Raw genomic sequence first — 18130 nt, forward strand, 5'->3', positions numbered from 1 at the left:
AAATGGCAGATTAGTTGAATAAGAAGAACAGTAATCTTTATGATATCTTATCATTATATGAACATCTTGGGGGATAACATTTATGAAGAATTTTAAGCCAACGTTTTACAAAAATGTTGATGAAATCGCAGGTGAAAACGATTTTTTTAAGATTAGCATAGATTATAATGGGAATCTGGTTTTGCTAACAGTAAAGCAAGAGAAGGGAAAATATCTATATAAAATTTTTCATTTTATAAATGGAGAAATAAGAATAATTGAAATCCCTTCTGTTTCTTACTCTTTTGAATTTGCACAACCAATTGAGGAAAATTGGTTACTGGTTAGTTCACGAACTGACGATGACGAATGTCTAATTAACAATGCAACTATTTATGACGTTCAAGGCAACGCTTTGGAAACTTTCTCATTTGGCGATGCCATTGAAGATGTGCAAACTACTAAAAACTCAGATATTTGGGTGAGTTATTTTGATGAAAATATGGATTATGGATTAAGATGCTTTGATACTCAAGGATCACAAACCTTTAATTATATAGATTTTGTTAAACAATCAAATAATGAAGTTCCTTTTATTGCTGATTGCTATGCTTTAAATGTTACTTCAAATGAAACAGTTTTTATTTACTATTACTCGAAATTTCCTTTAGTTAAAATTGAAAAAGATAAAGATACTTATGAAATATTTAAAAATATTCCCATTCGAGGCAGCCATGCATTTGCTATCAAGAATGATTTTGCTTTGTTTAGTCATGATTATGGTAGAAAAGGTGAGGTATATTTATATTCGTTACAAAATAGGAGTAAGAATCTATTTTATACTCTGGATCAAGAGGGTAAATCTCTAAACTATGATTATGCTAAAGGTAGAGATAATAAATTATTCTTAACAAAGGATAAAGATATTTATCTAGTAGATATAGAAAATATATTAAGTGTAATTTAAATTGAAGTTTTCTAAAGAGTAAATGAACTATTTCTTACTCAACTAACGCACTGCGTTAGCCATCCATGAATCCTCAGATTCACAACAGTGAATGGTAGTTTATTTCGTACTCCCAAGGTAGTTGTATTAGGATCCTGTATCCAAAGTTGGAGCTTCAAAAAATATCCTTGAGTACCTTGAGTTTCATCATAGTTAAACAATAAGTGAGGTAAATAATTTATGGAATATCCAATAATGGAACCACCATTTGAAATAAAATCTTTTAGGGAATTAAGTGCTAAAGAATCGAAGGCACTTTTAAATTGGTTTGAGAGTCAAATACCTGTACGTCTAGATTTATTACAAAAAGCAATAAAACATACGACCGATGATTCAACTGAATTTCTAGATTTTAGTCCCTTATCATTGATACCATTGTGGCGTTGGTTCTTAGACCAAATTGAAATTAAGGAAAAGACACAAGAAGAAATCATGATCGAGAAATTGAATATTCCTGAACAACTTCGAAACATAATTGAAATAGAGACGCAAGAATTAAGTGTTGGAACACAAATTCTTGCGATGGATATTGCAATTTATACTGCCGAGGTATTAATAAGAAGTAATTCAGAAATAAAATGGGGAAGAATTAGAAAACCCAAGAGTTCTATAGATGTAAATCGTCCAGTTCTAATTAGTAATTCGTCTAAGGTGGTAATAAACCCGACTAATCAAATTAGCAATCTGACAGAGCGAATGGTGGAAATTGGAAATACTAACGAAAGAATACTTAAAGAAAAATATGAATCATGGGTTTATTTTTTCAGTAATAACCATTTAAAAGAATATTGAATAACTTTTATTAAATTTTAAAAATGTTGATTATTGCAAAAGAAAAAGGCATTTATTTCTAAATAAAAACAAGCTGAAAGACCGCATTTATTACTTGCTGTCTTTTTTAATATTTAATTGAATATGATATAGTCATTTTTTATGATTTAAATAGTAATCTTATTATATTTTAATCACTTCCGATGCAGCTAAATTTCTTTTGTTTATATGACCTATTATTTTTCTCAGAAAAAGCAGGATGCCACTAACTATTTTGCCAAAAATAAAAGTGACTGCTCATACACTCCTTAAACTAATGGAATGCGATACTTCAATAGAAGATCGCATTTTCTAATTCAACAAAAATGGAAGGTTAGTTGAACAAGGAAATTCAAATTAAATGTTGAATTTATAAAATTAAAAGAAGTAATAGGTGGATAAAGTATATGAGTGATAAATTCAAAGAAATAGTAAACTGGGTAGAGAATATAAATGTTCGAAATCGAAGTTCTGCTTCAGCTTTAATAATCATGAAAGATAATAATATAGTGCTAGAAAATTATAATGGTTTTCATAGTAATTCTGATAATTCTATACCTGTAACATTAACATCTAAGTTCAATGTTGCTTCAGCAAGGAAATGTTATTTAGAATTAGCAGTTGCGTTTGCACTATATGAAGGGAAAATTAAAAGCCTTGATGATTATGCAATCGAATATTTTGATGAACTAGATGAAAAAATACTTGGAAAAACAACAATAAGACATTTAGTTACACATTCACATGGCTTGAATGAGACAGATAATGGATCAGTTTTTAGAGAATTTGAACCAGGTCAAGGATGGGCATATAGAGGGATTAACATATTAATGATGACAAATCTCATAAAAAAACTGTATAACAAAAGCTTTCCATATCTTCTAAAAGAAAGGGTCTTTAGACCATTAGGATTTAAAGAAACTAGCTGGGAAACAAAAGAAAATGAGAGTTTAGTTAAAGTAATTGATAATCCTGACAAAAAAGCATCATTTAAATTAGGATATTCAAATGATGGTTCCGAGTCTAACCTTCATGTCTCAACAAGAGAATTTGCATACTGGGGTAATCTTCATTTGAATAAAGGAAATCTAAATGGAAAACAGATAGTCCCCAATGAAGTTATTGAAATAGCAACTCAAGTTCAAAATTTTAATAATAAAAATAAAGATTTACCACAAAATGGCTTGTTTTGGTATGTTCAAGATATTCCGAGGAAAAAGAGTGAGATTGGTGATAGAGTACCACAAGGATCTTATCAAATATTAGGAATAACAGGTCCAACTATTCTAGTAATACCTAAATATAATGTTGTTGTTGCTAAAATGTATAACAAAAGATATAACTATGGTGGAGATCATTATCTTTATTATTTAAAAGAATTCAGTAATATAGTAGCAGATGCTTTTAAGTAATAGAGTAACATTCTAATGTAACTTACGCAGTGCGTTTGTTGAATAAAGAAGTTACATGAATAATTTTCCGATTCGCCCATTGATTAAATTGAAGTGTTCTAATCAGTCATAAAGCTAGGGTTGCTATTATAGAAGAATGAACAAAATTGAAATTACCAAACTAGGACAAGGAGTGAAGTTATGAAATTTCTGCTTACATCTGGAGGCATCAATAACAAAAGCATACTCGACGCGTTGGTAGATATGCTAGGCAAGCCAATTGCTGACTCCAACGCCCTGTGCATCCCCACTGCGATGTATGGACACCCTTGGGTTGGTCCTGGCGTCAAAGCTTGGGAGTTCATCAGTGGGAAAGAAGAAAATCCCATGGTCAGCCTCGGCTGGAAATCAGTCGGCGTGTTGGAGCTCACAGCGCTGCCAAGCATCGACGAAAACCGCTGGAAACCACTGCTTCAGGAGACAGATGTATTGCTGGTGTCAGGCGGTGACGCCCTATACCTGAACCACTGGATGCGTCAATCTGGGCTGGCAGATCTTGTACTGTCACTGAACTCAGTCTATGTGGGAATGAGTGCTGGGAGCATGGTGATGGGACCTAACATAGGGGAATACTTCGTTGGCTGGACTCCGCCAAACGGTGATGATGAAACACTGGGACTGGTTGATTTTTCAATCTTTCCGCACCTAAATCACGAGATGCTGCCAGGAAACACCAGTGCTGCCGCAGAGAGATGGGCAGCAGGGATGCCGGGGCCGGCGTATGCGATTGACGATCATACCGCCATCAAAGTAATCGACGGAGAGGTTGAAGTTGTTTCCGAAGGGCATTGGAAACTGTTTTCGCCCTGATACTATTCCTCAGGAAACTGTTGCTAAATTAATATTGAAATAGATTGAGTTGCTCATTTTAACTTAAATAAGGATGGGCTATATTAAAAATTCATAACATAATGCAACTATCGCATGCAATAGTTGAACAACCTTTAATCTGCTTTGGTAGGGAGAATCAAATTGAATAGTTACATTTCATCAGGGGCTTGGTTTGTGCAAGTGATTGGTATTGGAATAATAGGAATTGCATATTTTCATACAAAAGACCGTCATGATAAAGCAAGAAAGAGAGGGAGTACATACTTTTCAGTAGAACTCTTTTTATTATTACCATGGTACATCGCTAAAAGTTTAATTTTCTTTTTAGGTGTATTTTTCATTTTAGTTCCTTTTAGTTCGTTGTAAAACTATTTAGAACTAATACAGTGCGTTAGTTGAAGATCACGATCTAGTATAATTTACAAAAAAGGATGTTTATATGGCACATTAATTGTAATTATTTATATAACTTCAATACTTGTATCATACTTTTTTGCGGGTACTTATGCTCCATTAGTGGGTATCGCTATTGGATTTCCGATACATGTACTATTATTACTAGATAAAATCCTTCAAAAACTAAATGAGATAGATAGTAAACTAGAAAAATAATAACTAAAAATCAACAAAATCGGCTAAAAAGTCGATTTTTTTTTGTGCTAACTGGCAATTTAGTTGAATAAAACATGGTAAAATATTGTTATTAATTTAATTAAAATAATTTTGTCCAAGCACTTTTTGAGATGTAAGGGGTAATAGGATGACAATTTTTGTACTGGGTTCTATTTTATTATTTTTTTTATTTGTCTTGCCTTATTTTATTGTATTTCTATCCAAAATTGAAAAGAAAAAAACTGAATCACCCACGTTGTACATTAATGTATCAACCGTACGAACTACCAAAGAATTGCACTCACTTTTGAAAAAAAAACTGAAATTTCCAGATTATTATAATGAGGACTGGGACTCGTTTTGGGAGATCATTTCTGGTGTCGTTGAGTTACCAAATAAAATCAGGTTTGTTGGGTGGTCAGAATTGGAGAGAAGATTCCCTGAAGATTCGAATATTATGAAAGAGTATCTTCTAGAACATAATCAGGAATTTCCCAATTGGAAATGTGAGTTCTTGTTCAACTAACACAATGCATTAGTTCAATAATTGGAGAGAGCTAATGAATAATACAATCATTTAATTTAATAATTAATGAATTATTTCAAATAGGAGAATATTAATGTCTAATTTTATTAATATCGAGAAATTCAAAAAGTGGGTAACTGAGAAAGATTTAGAAGATGAAACTATAAAAGGATTTTGGGAGAACTTTAATAGTTGGAAGGAAGAATACCCTGAAGAATTTAAAGAAACTTTTGAAGATGGATTTGAACTAGAAAAACTTTCAACATATATTAAATCAGTTTCATTTACATTTACTAACTGGCCAGATGACGATTATAATCACGTGATTATTCGTCTTAGCTTTGAATATGATGAAGAAATAGTAGGGGAATATAGAATGGTTTTTGAATATGAAACTGGTGAAATATTTGATGATGTATTTCATGTTTATTAATTAGTACCGTACTTTCTTGTTCAGCTAACGCATGCTAGAGTTAAATAAAAAACGCTACCAATTTAGGTAGCGTTTTTTATTCAACAAAATGGCAGATTAGTTCAATAAGAATTTCTAAGGACTTATTCCTCTCAGTTGTCTTAATAGTATCAGTAACTCTTGTGGGTGAAAAAAATGAAGAATTTGATTTTAATAAACATTTTTATTCCGGTAGTTGGATTTTTGATTTTCTCTTTAGAACCTGACCACTTTTCTTGGAAAAGACTGCTCGAACAAAGATTTAACACTTGTTGAAATGATAGTTCAATACCTCAAGGGGTGATAATTTGATATTTTTATATAGCCATATTTCATCTGCACTTGAGTGATATTCAACTATTGCAATGTGTTAGAATAAGTCCTACTTAATCCGAATGACTTAACTTATAAAAAAAGCTACCGTCACTGGTAGCTAGAACATATATATAAAACTAAAACTCTAAAACTATATTCTTTGTTAATTATTTATTCGAATAATTGACGAGACCCCGTCCAATTAGATTTGCAGAAACAGGTTGTTTCCCGATTTCCCTTGCCCAAATTGATAATTGACCTATATGGTGAATTTCATGAGCGATTGTATGTCTAATGATTTCCCCCCAAGTATCCGTCACCGTTCTTCCATCTGGTAAGGTATCGTAAAATAAACGATTTTCCATTTCATTATCCCAGCTGTCTACAAAATTTTTCACTTCAATATGAAATTTCGCGTCCAATTCTCGAATTTTATCTAAGCTTTTATAATCATTAAAACTCTCCTGAAAATCAGATTTGCCTTGTAAGACACGAATCCAGCTCCACTCTACATCAACTATATGAAATAGTGTATGTAAAATACTTCCCATTCCACCAGAACGAGTCAACAGTAGTTCTTCTTCACTTAACTCTTCACACCACCTATACCAATCTTCTCTTACCGACCAATTATAGCTAAAAAACATTTGCAATTAAAACTCCTCCTAATGCTCTATTAGTTAACGCATAGTAAAATTTATTTTTTATATACAAAACTCGGGTTATTTAAATCATTATTTTTAATAATTACATCGGCATTAAGTTGAGGTGAGTGATGCTCCAAATAGAGTTTCGAAGCTGCATGATACCTTTTAATAAACATTTCTTCGGCTTTATCATAGCTTCCAAATGCCTGTTCTTCACGGATAGCTCCTCTTTTTCTTGCAATATCAAATTCGGTATCTACGAATATTTTAAAATCGTACAGGTTACATAATTCCTTCTTAAATAAAAAGGTTCCATCTATAATAAAAATCATATCATTTGTTGCAACTTTTAAATCTGAATTAACATATTCATCCATGAGCAAGTCAAAGGAAATTGTTTGATAATGCAAGTTGCCATTTGGACCTAAAGGTTTTAAAAGCTTTTGCTTAAAAGACTCGTAATCATGGGCATCCTCATAATATCCTAAAGCAGATTCCTTCCCTCGTTTGTAACGAATTTCTCTCGGGTTATGAAAATGATCTATACTTGTTCTAATCACGTTTTTTTTCCTGTTTTTAAGTTCCTCAGCGATTTCATTAGCAATTGTTGTCTTACCAGATGCCGTGATTCCACTAACTCCCACTCGAATTGGATGATCTGTTTTTAAGCACAAAATTTTATTTACCAAATCAGAAATTAATTTGCTCCTTAACATGTATCCTCCTTATTAGCGAAGAACTTTTTAATTTGGTCCATTAATATTATTTGGACTAGTAGGATTAGTTGTATTTCTCCCAATTTCTTCATTAAGTGTTTGATTATCACTTTTAGTTGGAGCGCCGGTTCCAAACTTCTTTTCCATAAAAAAACCAAATGCAATCATAAAAATAACAAATCCCAAAATTATATATCCAAACAAAGTCGCATACCTCCTGTCATTATTAATTGTTATTTAGACAAAACTCAAATTTACACAAAATGTATGTGTATTAAAAAGCTCGTTATCGTTCTATCTTTATAGATATTCCATTTTTTTCCACTAAATTCCTTTTCCTTTTTAAAACTAAACTATCATTTAGCTATAACAACGGCATATTATATGCCCTAGACAATACTTCAAATCCCGAAGGAAATGGGAAAAAGTCACGAATATCAAGGGAGCATTTAAAATAAAAGAACCTATCTTGAATAATTAACTTCAAAATAGGTTCTTTATTCTATTATCTACCTAAAACATGTTCAATTAACCCATAGCTCCAAAATCCAAGTAAAGCTAAACTACTTGCTAAAATGATATAGGCAATAAAAATTTGCCATTTTTTACGATTGCTAGAAACATAGTAAGTTTCTAACGTTTCTTGTTGTTTTAGTAAAGGTGAAATCCTCTTATGCTTAATTTCTTGAATCTTTTCATCAATATAAATTCTCCAGTCTAAGTCTGGTTCATGTAAACGTGCACGAACGGAACGAATTAGATAGTTTATTTCAAGGCGTTCCTTATGAATTTCTAATTCTAATTTCTTATTATCCTCAAAAAACGGGAAAAAGAAACGTTTTACAATCGTTCGATCAGAATAGACATTAAAGATCCCAAATTGAAATTGTTTAATAGTATGTTCGTATAGTTTTATTTTTTCCTTAATTACCTTTAACTGGTAAGCTTCTCGAATTCGTTTAATGAAGGTTGTAATACCTAAAATAATAATATAAAATGCGAGAAAACTAGGTTGATAAAATAAAAATACTAGCATCATCATAATACCGATAAACCAAAATATTGGAGGTAATACACTTAATATTCTCCCTCCATCTAGAGGAGAAATTGGAATTAAATTAAACAAATTAAGTATACAGCCTAAAGCAATGACTAATCCGAAAAATTCATTATGTGTGTAATGATAGAGAGGAATTGCTGGTAGAACTGAAATTAAGCCTAAAAACGGACCACCAAACGCTACATAAGATTCAGTTACAGCATCTTTTGGCATTTCTTTAAGTGAAATCACTGCTCCGACAAATGGAATAAAAAATGCTGGTGAAGTTGGTAGACCCTTTTGTTTCGCAGCAATTAAATGCCCGCCTTCATGACAAATTAATAAGTAAACAAGAGCGAAAGCAAAATACCATCCAAAAGTAAATCCGTATACAAATAAATACAATATCATGCTTAAAAAAGATAAAAATTTTGCAGCTTTTAAGAGCGGTAAAAGTAGCTTTAACTTAGTACCGATTAGTGCGATTACAATACCGATTCTTGTTAACGATTTTTTCGTTTTATTATTGATCATTGGTTGTGCCATTCATTTTCACCTTCTCGCTAATTATGATATGATTATGTAGTATAAAAATTATATCATTAAAGATTATTTGTTTGATAGAATAATAAAGAAATGGGACTAAAGTCTGTCCTTTTACTGAATTAAAAAGAAAAAATTAAAGATGAATATAACAAAATAGATGAGTTTAAGTAAATGTTAGATAGTTATCTTTCTAACTTTTGCATTTTTCTAGAATTATATGAAATACTCACAATGAAATTAACTAAGGATTGATAAAGTAATGAATATATTTGGGATGATTAAAGAAGTAGCGGATCATAAAGGTAAAAACATAGCTTATCGATACGATGGAAGCAGAACGAATTATGAAGAACTCATTTCATCGTGTGAGAACATAGCACAACTATTAGTTGAAAATAAGATTGAAAAGGGAGATAAAATAGCGATTTTATTAGGAAATTCTCCTGAATTTGTTCAAACCTATTTAGCAATCTTAAGACTAGGTGCGATCGTCATTCCATTAAATCCAGCTTTTACGGAAAGTGAACTCAGCTATATTTTAAAAGACTCTTCTACTAAACTTGTAATTTCAACTAGTGAGCAGGAGAAAAAGCTTAAAATTGTTAAAAAACAGTGCCCTACATTATTAAATATTATTTTAATAGATGAAATACAACCGACAGTGACAATAAAAAATCAATTAGAAGAAATTGAAATCCTACAAGATGATACGGCTGTTATTTTATATACTTCAGGAACAACTGGTAACCCGAAAGGTGCAATGTTGTCTCATTTCAATTTAATTGAAAATGCAAATGATTTTTCCAAGTTAATCGAATTAAGAGAAAATGATCAGATGATCGCCGTCCTTCCAATGTTTCATTCATTTTGCTTAACATTATGTGTAAATATGATTTTGTTAAATGGGGCATCAACAATCATCATTCCGAAATTTAATCCAACTGAATTGGTTGAGGTAATCAAAAAAGAAAAAGCTACTTTAATTGCGGCGGTACCGACGATTTATAATTATTTATATCAATTAAAAAGTGCGACAGCAAACGATTTTAGTAGTTTAAGAGCATGTATTTCTGGCGGGGCATCTATACCAATCGAATTATTACAGTCAATTCAAGAAAAATACAATGTCCTAATTGTAGAAGGCTATGGATTATCTGAAACAGCTCCAGTTCTTACTTTTAATCCATATCGTGGAATTTGTAAACCAGGATCAGTTGGACTTGATCTACCTAGTGTTGAGACAAGAATAGTAAATGAAAATGGCGAAGAAGTTCCAACTGGCGAAGTTGGAGAAGTTGTTGCGATTGGACCGAATGTGATGAGTGGTTATTTAAATAATATAGAAGAAACTGAAAAAGCATTTTTTAACGGTTGGTTTAAAACCGGTGATCTCGGTAAAAAAGATAAAGATGGATATTTATTTTTATTAGATCGAAAAAAAGATGTAATTATAACGAACGGATTTAATGTTTACCCTCGAGAAATAGAAGAGAGACTTTATCAACATCCTAATGTTCTGGAAGCAGCGGTAGTCGGAAAACCTAATCAATTAATAGGTGAAAGTGTGTCTGCTTATCTAGTCGTTTCAAATGATTCAATTTCTGAAAATGAGATCATTGATTTTTGTAAAGAAGCACTTGTTTATTATAAAGTTCCTAAGGAAATTTATTTTGTAAAAGAACTACCTAAAAATAGTACCGGGAAAATTTTAAAAAGAAATCTTAGATAATTTTGGAGACCAATCAATTTGATTGGTTTTTTTGCGTTTTTGTAGATATTCAAAATAAATCCATGCTCTCTATTCTTTAACTAATCTTTCTTCAAATTTTTAAATCGTTAGTGAAAATATAATTCTTCTTTTTTTATTGGTATTAGATCTCAGAACACTATAAAGTTTTTCTCTTATAATTTAGTAAACTGGTTTTTTATCATGTTAAACCGTTATATTGGTTTGTTTTTATAGGTATTTTGTAGTTTTTTGATAATTTCATGTCCGAAGAAACTAGTAATTAGCACTATATAAAGAGTGATTTAACTAGTCTGAATTTCGTAAATTTGACACAATACACCAAACAAATAAATGCTAAATTTTGGTAAGATTTAAGAGGAATAGAAATCATTTTGCTGTTCTCTATTTCAAAGGATGTCCTAGGGAAAATAAGTTAAAAAAATTTATTTGTGGAGGGTATTATGAAAAGATTTGTAAAAAAAGCCTTATTATTAGGAATAACGTTTGTTTTTATGACTCCAATTAACGCAAAAGCTTATACCACATTTAATGGTCACAAGATGTCTTTTGGAATTGGAAACTACGGAAATAGTACAAAATTTTATTGGGTGGACTCATCGGCAAATACGTATTCTACTAAAATAGCAAATTCATTTGATCGATGGATATATTCAACAAAATATGCTGGAATTACAACACCAATTTCATATAGGAAGACAACTAGTAAAAGTGCCAGTACGGTTGATATTTATAAGGTCAAATCAATTGGAACAGGTATTGTAGGACAAACTATGTTTTTTGTAAATCAAACAAAAGTTAATCCGTCTGTACAAAATTGGTATTGGTCAAAAATCGAATTATCCGAAAGTTTATTGTCAAAATTTCCTCAATATCAACAAGTAACAATTAGTCATGAAATTGGACATGCATTTGGGTTAAGTCATGCTGCAAAGCAGTTAATGGATCCTGGTGCAGACTTAGCTTATTCTATTGGAATCGAATTTCCTAGAAAAGATGAATTCAATGGGATCAACTATCTTTATAAATAACGGAGGATTAAAAATGAATAAGAAGATGAAATCATTATTTTTTATTATATTATCAATTTCCTTCTTAACAGCATGTAATAATCAAACTCAAAGTAAGAAAAAAGAACCTACTACTTCAATATCAAAAGACATTAAGACTGATAATTCAATAGAAAATGAACTTATTAATGAGAACAATCAAGAATTTGTGGACAAAGTAAAAGTTGTAAATTCTGAACTTGCTTTTGCAGTTACGTACAATGATGTTAACCAATTAATGAAAGACTCAGAATTGGCCGTTGAGGGTGTAGTGTTGTCTACTGAGAATTATGTAAACATAGATAAAGCTACTGATATTGGTAATCCATTAACGAAATTATCGTTTAAAGTTAATCATGTATTAAAGGGAGATTCATCTTTAGAGGGTAAGAAAATAACAATTTTAGAGCAAGGTGGATATATTTCTGCAAAACAGCTTGGAATGAAAGATAAATTTCCAAATTTAACTGAAAAGGATTTGGACGAAACTTTTTTGGTAATACCAGACGGTCATAGACCATCGGTAAAAGGTGATGAATTTGTTGCCTTTTTATCAAGCGAGTCTTATTTTAATACTGGCTTTGATTTTTACGAATTTATAGCCGTATATCAATCAAAATTTGAATACGATAAAAACAGTCAAGAATATATAAGACCATCTGATGATTTTGCTGAAATGTTAAAAAAAGCAGATAGTCTTGATGAAAAAAAGGTAATTGAAGAGGAGATAAAAATTGAAAAAGAAATTAATGATGATGTAACTGAATTAGTGGAAGAAACGTGAGGGAATTAAATTAGTAGAATTATGCTTTTCAACTCTTTGTGCTTATGTGACTATTAAGTTAGTCATTTAACAAAGGGGATCGAAAATGAGAATGAAGATGTTTATTGTGTGTATAAGTTTAATGTGTGTATTATTGTCAAGTTGTGCAATTCCATCATCTAATGGCAACTATTTTGAATTGGATGATTATGATAAATTAACTTCATTTAGTGCACATAAAGGAGAAGTGTACTATATTGATTATTCTTTTGTTGTCAAAAAAGGCTATGTAGATTTAATTGTCTATAATAAAAAAACGAGAGATATTGTTTTCACAACATCAAATAAAAAGAAAGCAAAATATCAAGGTTCATTTAAAATACAAAGAAGCGGTATTTATATTGTCGAAATGGATGGTTATAAAGCATCTGTGAATATAAATTCAAAATTAATAATGAAGCAATTGCAAAAAAAGAATCAACTATTGAACACATGGATGATGTTGTTAACGAATACAAAAAATCATGATTTTGAGAATAGAGAGATGGAAAGATAAAAAAAATACTTATTACAATGTAACATTCAAAACAGATTATACTGGAGTAGAGTTGTGTACGTTTGATGGTATAAAGAATGAAAACAGCGGAATAATAGCAGGAAATTACGATCGGCAGGATGATCTTGTTGCATTACCAACAACAATTGATGTTTGGAAAAGTGCAAAAACGATGATTCATTTTAATATTCCAAATGAAAAAACGATAGGTGGTATGGTAATATGCTATATTCCTATTGAAAAAGATGGGGAAACACTTAGTAAAGGAAATCAAATATGATCGAATCCTCTTTCATTAATAAATGATAATGCAATGTAACGCATCTCTCTATTAGGTAAAAAGTCCAACTGAAAAAACTGAAAAAACGTCTAAACAAAATCCGAATGAAACAACAATAGAAGAAATTAAAAGTGCATTAAACAGATTTTAGAGAGATTGAGAGCAAATTTATGAAGCTATACTTCAACAAGGAGTATAACTTTTTTTTATGTTTTAATATAATTTCCTGTATTTTGAAATGAATTCCTACAAATCCCACAATTTTTAGTCGAAAAAACCTTACAAAAAACAACAAAAACTATCTTTTTGTGATTTTTTTCCCTTTTTATTTCCAAAAAGCATTAAAAATGAAAATAATAAAAACTAGGTTAAAAATTTAAAAGAATAATCTGATTTTACTTAATAGATAAGTATAAAATGTAAATGTTTTTCATTTACTAAATTATAGATATGAACACTAGAAAAATAACAAGATTTATTGGGAATATTTGTAATTTTTGTAGAAAAATAAATGTGAATTTTATCTTAAATTCCCCCAATACACTTTATGAATTTGTCTGATTATAATATTAATTGTAAGATTTTTCGGAAAAGTGCAAAAAGGAGAATGCAGATGAATAAGCATAAAAACAAAAAAATCGTAAAGGTAATGACTGCTGGAGTAATCACTTCTAGCTTGTTTTCAGCTAGTTTAATTTCTGGTCATAAAACATTCGCAGTGACAAACTCTTCTGGCTCAAATACTAGTATTAAGGATATTGATAGTTATATCAAAAATATTTCCAATGCAGATCGAGAAATGATTCACAGCATGCAGGAAAATAATAATGCTGAAGGTCTAAAAATCTCACCTGACGTAGATTTAAATGTAGATACTCCTTTAAATGTAATTGTTCAGTTTAAACAAGCTCCATCAGAAATTGATTTTAAAATCAATCAAAAGAGCGGCCTTAATGCTTCTAAGCAGGATTCAATAGATAGGGTAGTGGAATCTCATAAAAAATTTAAAAAACAATTAAATGAAAATGAAAAATTAAAATCGATTGGTATTAAAAGAGAATACAAGAGTATCTTCAATGGTGTTGCAATGACGCTACCTGCTAATGAGGTAAAAGAACTTTTAACATTAGATACAGTAAATGCTGTTTATGAAGATCGAGAAATTACGGTGGAACCTTTCGTAGAACAAAATGGTGAGCCAACAAACAACGCTTCGATTAAATTAAATAATATGGAACAAATCGGTGCTGAAAAGCTACATAAAGAAGGTATTACTGGTAAAGGGATTAAAGTAGGTGTCATTGATACAGGTATTGATTATACTCATCCTGATATAAAAGATGTGTATAAAGGCGGATATGATTTAGTAAATAACGATTCGGATCCTATGGAGTCAACTTATGATGATTGGAAAAAATCTGGACAACCCGAATTAAATCCAACTTCAGGTGAACCTTGGTATACGGCACATGGAACACATGTATCAGGTATTATTGCGGGAACGGGTAAAAATAAATCCGATTTTGCCATAACAGGTGTAGCACCAGAAGTAGAGCTTTATGGCTATAAAGTTCTTGGGCCATATGGTACTGGATCATCGAATACAATACTTGCAGGAATTGAAAAAGCTGTAGAGGATAAGATGGATGTCATTAACTTATCGTTAGGGGCACCTGTTGCTAACCCACTTGATCCATTGGCGGTTGCGATCAATAATGCTACATTAGCAGGTACGGTTTGTGTTCTTGCAGCTGGTAATGCTGGACCTAACCAGTATACGATTGGTAGTCCAGCTTCATCTGCGCTTGGTATTACAGTTGGCGCAAGTAGCTCGCCTATTACAATCCAAACTAGTAATGCAGTCGCAACTTCAGCAACTGAAACCGCTAAATTAGACAATATGAGAATGATGGGTTCAGATTATACTAATCTAAATACGTTGAAGGGATCAAATCTTCCAATTGTTTTCGTAGGTAAAGGTCAAGTTGCAGATTACAATGGTAAAAACGTGAAGGACAAGATTGTACTGATTGAGCGTGGCGATTTAACTTTGAATGTAAAAATTAAGAATGCAAAGGCAAATGGTGCCAAGGCAGTAATCATATTCAATAATATTGATGGAGAGACGTATATTCCTTATTATTTCGGAAATAATTTTGACTTTATTCCAACCTTTAGTATTCCAAATGATCAAGGTACAAAACTTGTCAATATGTTATCTAAAGGTAATGTTAACGTAACGATGAATGATTTTGGATCTTTTGATACTGATGGTGATAAATTAGCTGACTTTAGTTCAAAAGGACCAGCAAGAAGGTATTATGACATTAAGCCAGAGGTCACTGCACCTGGTGTTGCAGTATTTTCTTCAATCCCTGCTTATTACAACGGAGTAGCTCATAAAGATGACTACGAACATGCATATGCGAGATTTGATGGTACTTCTATGGCTGCGCCACATGTTACTGGTTCTGCTGCTTTAATTTTACAAGCTCATCCTGACTATACCCCAGAGCAAGTTAAGTTAGCCTTAATGAATTCAGCAGATGCGTTAAACGGAAACTATAGTGTTTTTGAAGAAGGATCGGGAGGAATTGATGCAGATGAGGCTGTACATTCATCAATTCAAATTGGTGTGAAGGATGATGCACCAACACTTGATGAAAATGGCAATAAGATGATGATCCCAGAAACAGCTGGGGACCTAAGCTATGGTGCCATTGTATCGACAGATGAGGATTATACAGACAAAAAGACAATTGAACTGACAAACAATTCAGATGAAGAAAAAGTGTTTGATGTAAAAGTTCAATTTAATAATGTTGAAAGTTATGATAAGGACGCAGTAAAAAATGGCATTTCTTTAGACGTGCCATCTGAAGTTAGAGCTAAAGTACACGGCATGTCAAAAATCAAACCAAATCTTACTGTTCCAAAAACAGCTGAATTAGGAATTTATGAGGGATACATTACGTTTACAAATAAAGAAGATAGCAATGAAGTTTATCAAATTCCATTCGCCCTACATAAGATGGAACAAGGGATAAAAGACGTTCTTTTAACAACAAAAGCTTTTAATACAAGAAGAGATTTACCATTCCCTATCTCAGGATCTACTGGAATTGCATTCTCTCTAAACAGTCGTATGGAGACAGTTGATGTAATATTAAAGAATGCCGACACTGGCGAGCAATTGGGAATCATTGACTCATTTGATGGTGGATATAATGAAGGTATGACATATGGTTTAGATGCTGGATTTAATGGTCTTTACTTCCCGTTTACAGGAAATCCTGACCAACCAGTTCATATTACAAAGGCACTTGCTTCTCCAGGAAGATATGAGATTGAAATTGTTGGAACAAACGAAGAAGGGAAAATATTTAAAAAATCTCAGCAAATTGTCATTGATAATACGCTACCAACGATGAAAATGAATATTCCAGGTGGAGTTTATGAAGTAGATGATACAGGTCTAAAAATTACAGGTAATATTTCAGATTCAAGTATTGATCAAATAAACAAAAATGGTGATAATATTGACCAATCAAAAAATACAGTTAAAGTAACGGGTGCACAAAATCCTATTGGTAATGTACCATTAGTCGTTGATCGTAATGGAAACTTTGAATACACAAGAAAAATCCAAGCAGAGAAAAATTTCTCAACAATGACATTATTAGGACAAGACATTGCAACAAACGGAATTCAAAATCACCCTAGTCAGACATACACTTTGGTTAAAAAGGGACAACCTTACATTAAATTAACAACTGATAAGTTTGACGCGAAATACGGTGATACTATTAAAGTAACTTTAAGTGAACATAATCTTAAAAATCTAATGGGTGGTGAGTTTACACTTACTTATCCAAAAGATGTATTTGAATACCAAAGCACAGAAATAAGTAGCGAATATGTTAATGCAGCAAAAGCTTTAGGGTTAACTGCAAACCTTACAGCTCAAGATCAAAAAACAGATACATCAAACAATTGGATAAAATTAACGACAAGTTTAGATGGACCTACTCCTACAACTGGAATCAATGCAAATATGCCAGTAGCTACGATTACGTTAAAAGTTAAAGATAAACCAAGCGTATATACAAAATGGGTTCAACAATTAGGATTCCAAACTGCTAAAGCGAATATTTTAGGTCAACCACAAATGACAATAAACAATAAATTTGGACAAGGAGTTAATATCATTCCATCTTATTCAATTCTTGAAGGCGGATTCCTACCAGATGGATTTGTACCTAGTAATTCGATTTGGTTAGATCCTAAAAAGGATTATTCAAAAGTAGGAGCAGAAGTGTATGTAATTGGTGGAACTGATGGGAAACGTTATGATGCAACCATCAACAGTGCTGCTAGATTCTCAGTACCTAATCTACCATTACTAGATCAATCTTACGAAATTGTTATCAAAATACCAGGTCATTTCGAAAGACATGTAAATGTTAATGAAATGGTAGATTCATATGATGCAATGGATGCTGGAAAATTAAAGTATTTCTACTATGCTACGATGAGAGCTGGAGATGTCAACAATGATAACGTCATTGATATACTAGATGCAGTCTATATCACCAGCAAACTAAATACAAATGATCGAAATGCAGATATCAATTTTGATGGAAAAGTTGATGCGAAAGATCTTGATTATGTTAAGAGAAACTATCTAATACAAAACCCTGACGTATCTGGAAAAATAAAACCAGTTACAAAATACAAAGGGAAAACGATTGATGATTATATTAAACCATTAGGGTAAGTTTTGTAGATTTTGGCCACTAGCTTTTA

Annotated in this window: 17 protein-coding genes; 13 read left to right on the top strand and 4 right to left on the bottom strand. The window is 31.6% G+C overall.

All coding sequences use genetic code 11. The annotated features are described in order from the left end of the window. The first annotated feature begins 82 nt into the window (after window positions 1-82). From BED47_RS03950 to BED47_RS03980, 7 genes are all read left to right on the top strand, one after another. Window positions 83-946 (top strand): hypothetical protein, encoded by an 864-nt coding sequence (locus tag BED47_RS03950; RefSeq protein ID WP_069032515.1) that lies wholly within the window; start codon window positions 83-85, stop codon window positions 944-946. Window positions 947-1165: 219 nt separating this feature from the next. Then, on the top strand, window positions 1166-1777 hold the full coding sequence (locus BED47_RS03955) for a hypothetical protein (RefSeq protein WP_069032516.1): 612 nt from the start codon (window positions 1166-1168) through the stop codon (window positions 1775-1777). Between the two features lie 425 nt (window positions 1778-2202). Beyond that, entirely contained in the window at window positions 2203-3207 is a 1005-nt protein-coding gene (locus BED47_RS03960) for a serine hydrolase domain-containing protein (protein WP_069032517.1), read from the top strand. Window positions 3208-3387: 180 nt separating this feature from the next. Then, window positions 3388-4056, top strand: a complete 669-nt coding sequence (locus BED47_RS03965) for a Type 1 glutamine amidotransferase-like domain-containing protein (protein ID WP_069032518.1) — start codon at window positions 3388-3390, stop codon at window positions 4054-4056. 162 nt (window positions 4057-4218) lie between these two features. Further along, entirely contained in the window at window positions 4219-4443 is a 225-nt protein-coding gene (locus BED47_RS03970) for a hypothetical protein (protein WP_025568784.1), read from the top strand. A gap of 394 nt (window positions 4444-4837) precedes the next feature. Next, a complete protein-coding gene (locus BED47_RS03975) occupies window positions 4838-5215 on the top strand; it encodes a barstar family protein (protein ID WP_084006753.1) in 378 nt (125 codons plus the stop codon). A 94-nt stretch (window positions 5216-5309) separates the two neighbouring features. Then, entirely contained in the window at window positions 5310-5648 is a 339-nt protein-coding gene (locus BED47_RS03980) for a hypothetical protein (RefSeq protein WP_084006754.1), read from the top strand. Window positions 5649-6148: 500 nt separating this feature from the next. Here the strand turns inward: BED47_RS03980 and BED47_RS03985 are convergent, their stop codons facing one another. The 4 genes from BED47_RS03985 to BED47_RS03995 form a co-directional block, all read right to left on the bottom strand. After that, a complete protein-coding gene (locus BED47_RS03985) occupies window positions 6149-6634 on the bottom strand; it encodes a DinB family protein (protein WP_069032519.1) in 486 nt (161 codons plus the stop codon). A gap of 44 nt (window positions 6635-6678) precedes the next feature. Continuing rightward, window positions 6679-7344, bottom strand: a complete 666-nt coding sequence (locus tag BED47_RS03990; RefSeq protein WP_069032520.1) for a zeta toxin family protein — start codon at window positions 7342-7344, stop codon at window positions 6679-6681. 27 nt (window positions 7345-7371) lie between these two features. Further along, window positions 7372-7548, bottom strand: a complete 177-nt coding sequence (locus tag BED47_RS23605) for a hypothetical protein (RefSeq protein WP_175403445.1) — start codon at window positions 7546-7548, stop codon at window positions 7372-7374. Between the two features lie 301 nt (window positions 7549-7849). Next, entirely contained in the window at window positions 7850-8929 is a 1080-nt protein-coding gene (locus BED47_RS03995) for a site-2 protease family protein (RefSeq protein WP_049813524.1), read from the bottom strand. Between the two features lie 259 nt (window positions 8930-9188). Here BED47_RS03995 and BED47_RS04000 point away from each other — a divergent pair, with 259 nt between their 5' ends. The 6 genes from BED47_RS04000 to BED47_RS24315 all read left to right on the top strand — a co-directional run bounded on the left by BED47_RS04000 (window position 9189) and on the right by BED47_RS24315 (window position 18101). After that, window positions 9189-10658 (top strand): long-chain-fatty-acid--CoA ligase, encoded by a 1470-nt coding sequence (locus tag BED47_RS04000; protein ID WP_025568466.1) that lies wholly within the window; start codon window positions 9189-9191, stop codon window positions 10656-10658. A 461-nt stretch (window positions 10659-11119) separates the two neighbouring features. After that, window positions 11120-11707 carry a hypothetical protein gene (locus tag BED47_RS04005; RefSeq protein ID WP_069032521.1) on the top strand — a complete coding sequence of 196 codons (588 nt, stop codon included), beginning with the start codon at window positions 11120-11122 and terminating at the stop codon, window positions 11705-11707. A 13-nt stretch (window positions 11708-11720) separates the two neighbouring features. Continuing rightward, on the top strand, window positions 11721-12509 hold the full coding sequence (locus BED47_RS04010) for a hypothetical protein (protein ID WP_139116333.1): 789 nt from the start codon (window positions 11721-11723) through the stop codon (window positions 12507-12509). Window positions 12510-12594: 85 nt separating this feature from the next. Beyond that, window positions 12595-13044, top strand: a complete 450-nt coding sequence (locus tag BED47_RS04015; RefSeq protein ID WP_069032522.1) for a hypothetical protein — start codon at window positions 12595-12597, stop codon at window positions 13042-13044. A 52-nt stretch (window positions 13045-13096) separates the two neighbouring features. Beyond that, window positions 13097-13324: a hypothetical protein gene (locus tag BED47_RS04020; RefSeq protein ID WP_139116334.1), complete on the top strand. Its 228-nt coding sequence runs from the start codon at window positions 13097-13099 to the stop codon at window positions 13322-13324. A 613-nt stretch (window positions 13325-13937) separates the two neighbouring features. Continuing rightward, window positions 13938-18101, top strand: coding sequence for a S8 family serine peptidase (locus BED47_RS24315; protein ID WP_069032524.1), 4164 nt, complete (start codon window positions 13938-13940; stop codon window positions 18099-18101). The last annotated feature ends 29 nt before the right edge of the window (window positions 18102-18130 follow it).

This window comes from Gottfriedia luciferensis, assembly GCF_001712755.1.
GTDB classification, from domain to species: domain Bacteria; phylum Bacillota; class Bacilli; order Bacillales; family Bacillaceae_G; genus Gottfriedia; species Gottfriedia luciferensis_B.

Excerpts from the sequence above, each read along its gene's own strand:
- BED47_RS24315 (WP_069032524.1), top strand. The coding sequence starts at position 13,938 with ATGAATAAGCATAAAAACAAAAAAATCGTAAAGGTAATGACTGCTGGA.
- BED47_RS04000 (WP_025568466.1), top strand. The coding sequence starts at position 9,189 with ATGAATATATTTGGGATGATTAAAGAAGTAGCGGATCATAAAGGTAAA.
- BED47_RS04005 (WP_069032521.1), top strand. The coding sequence starts at position 11,120 with ATGAAAAGATTTGTAAAAAAAGCCTTATTATTAGGAATAACGTTTGTT.
- BED47_RS03995 (WP_049813524.1), bottom strand. The coding sequence starts at position 8,929 with ATGGCACAACCAATGATCAATAATAAAACGAAAAAATCGTTAACAAGA.
- BED47_RS03965 (WP_069032518.1), top strand. The coding sequence starts at position 3,388 with ATGAAATTTCTGCTTACATCTGGAGGCATCAATAACAAAAGCATACTC.
- BED47_RS04015 (WP_069032522.1), top strand. The coding sequence starts at position 12,595 with ATGAGAATGAAGATGTTTATTGTGTGTATAAGTTTAATGTGTGTATTA.
- BED47_RS04010 (WP_139116333.1), top strand. The coding sequence starts at position 11,721 with ATGAATAAGAAGATGAAATCATTATTTTTTATTATATTATCAATTTCC.
- BED47_RS03975 (WP_084006753.1), top strand. The coding sequence starts at position 4,838 with ATGACAATTTTTGTACTGGGTTCTATTTTATTATTTTTTTTATTTGTC.
- BED47_RS03990 (WP_069032520.1), bottom strand. The coding sequence starts at position 7,344 with ATGTTAAGGAGCAAATTAATTTCTGATTTGGTAAATAAAATTTTGTGC.
- BED47_RS03980 (WP_084006754.1), top strand. The coding sequence starts at position 5,310 with ATGTCTAATTTTATTAATATCGAGAAATTCAAAAAGTGGGTAACTGAG.
- BED47_RS03955 (WP_069032516.1), top strand. The coding sequence starts at position 1,166 with ATGGAATATCCAATAATGGAACCACCATTTGAAATAAAATCTTTTAGG.
- BED47_RS03960 (WP_069032517.1), top strand. The coding sequence starts at position 2,203 with ATGAGTGATAAATTCAAAGAAATAGTAAACTGGGTAGAGAATATAAAT.
- BED47_RS03950 (WP_069032515.1), top strand. The coding sequence starts at position 83 with ATGAAGAATTTTAAGCCAACGTTTTACAAAAATGTTGATGAAATCGCA.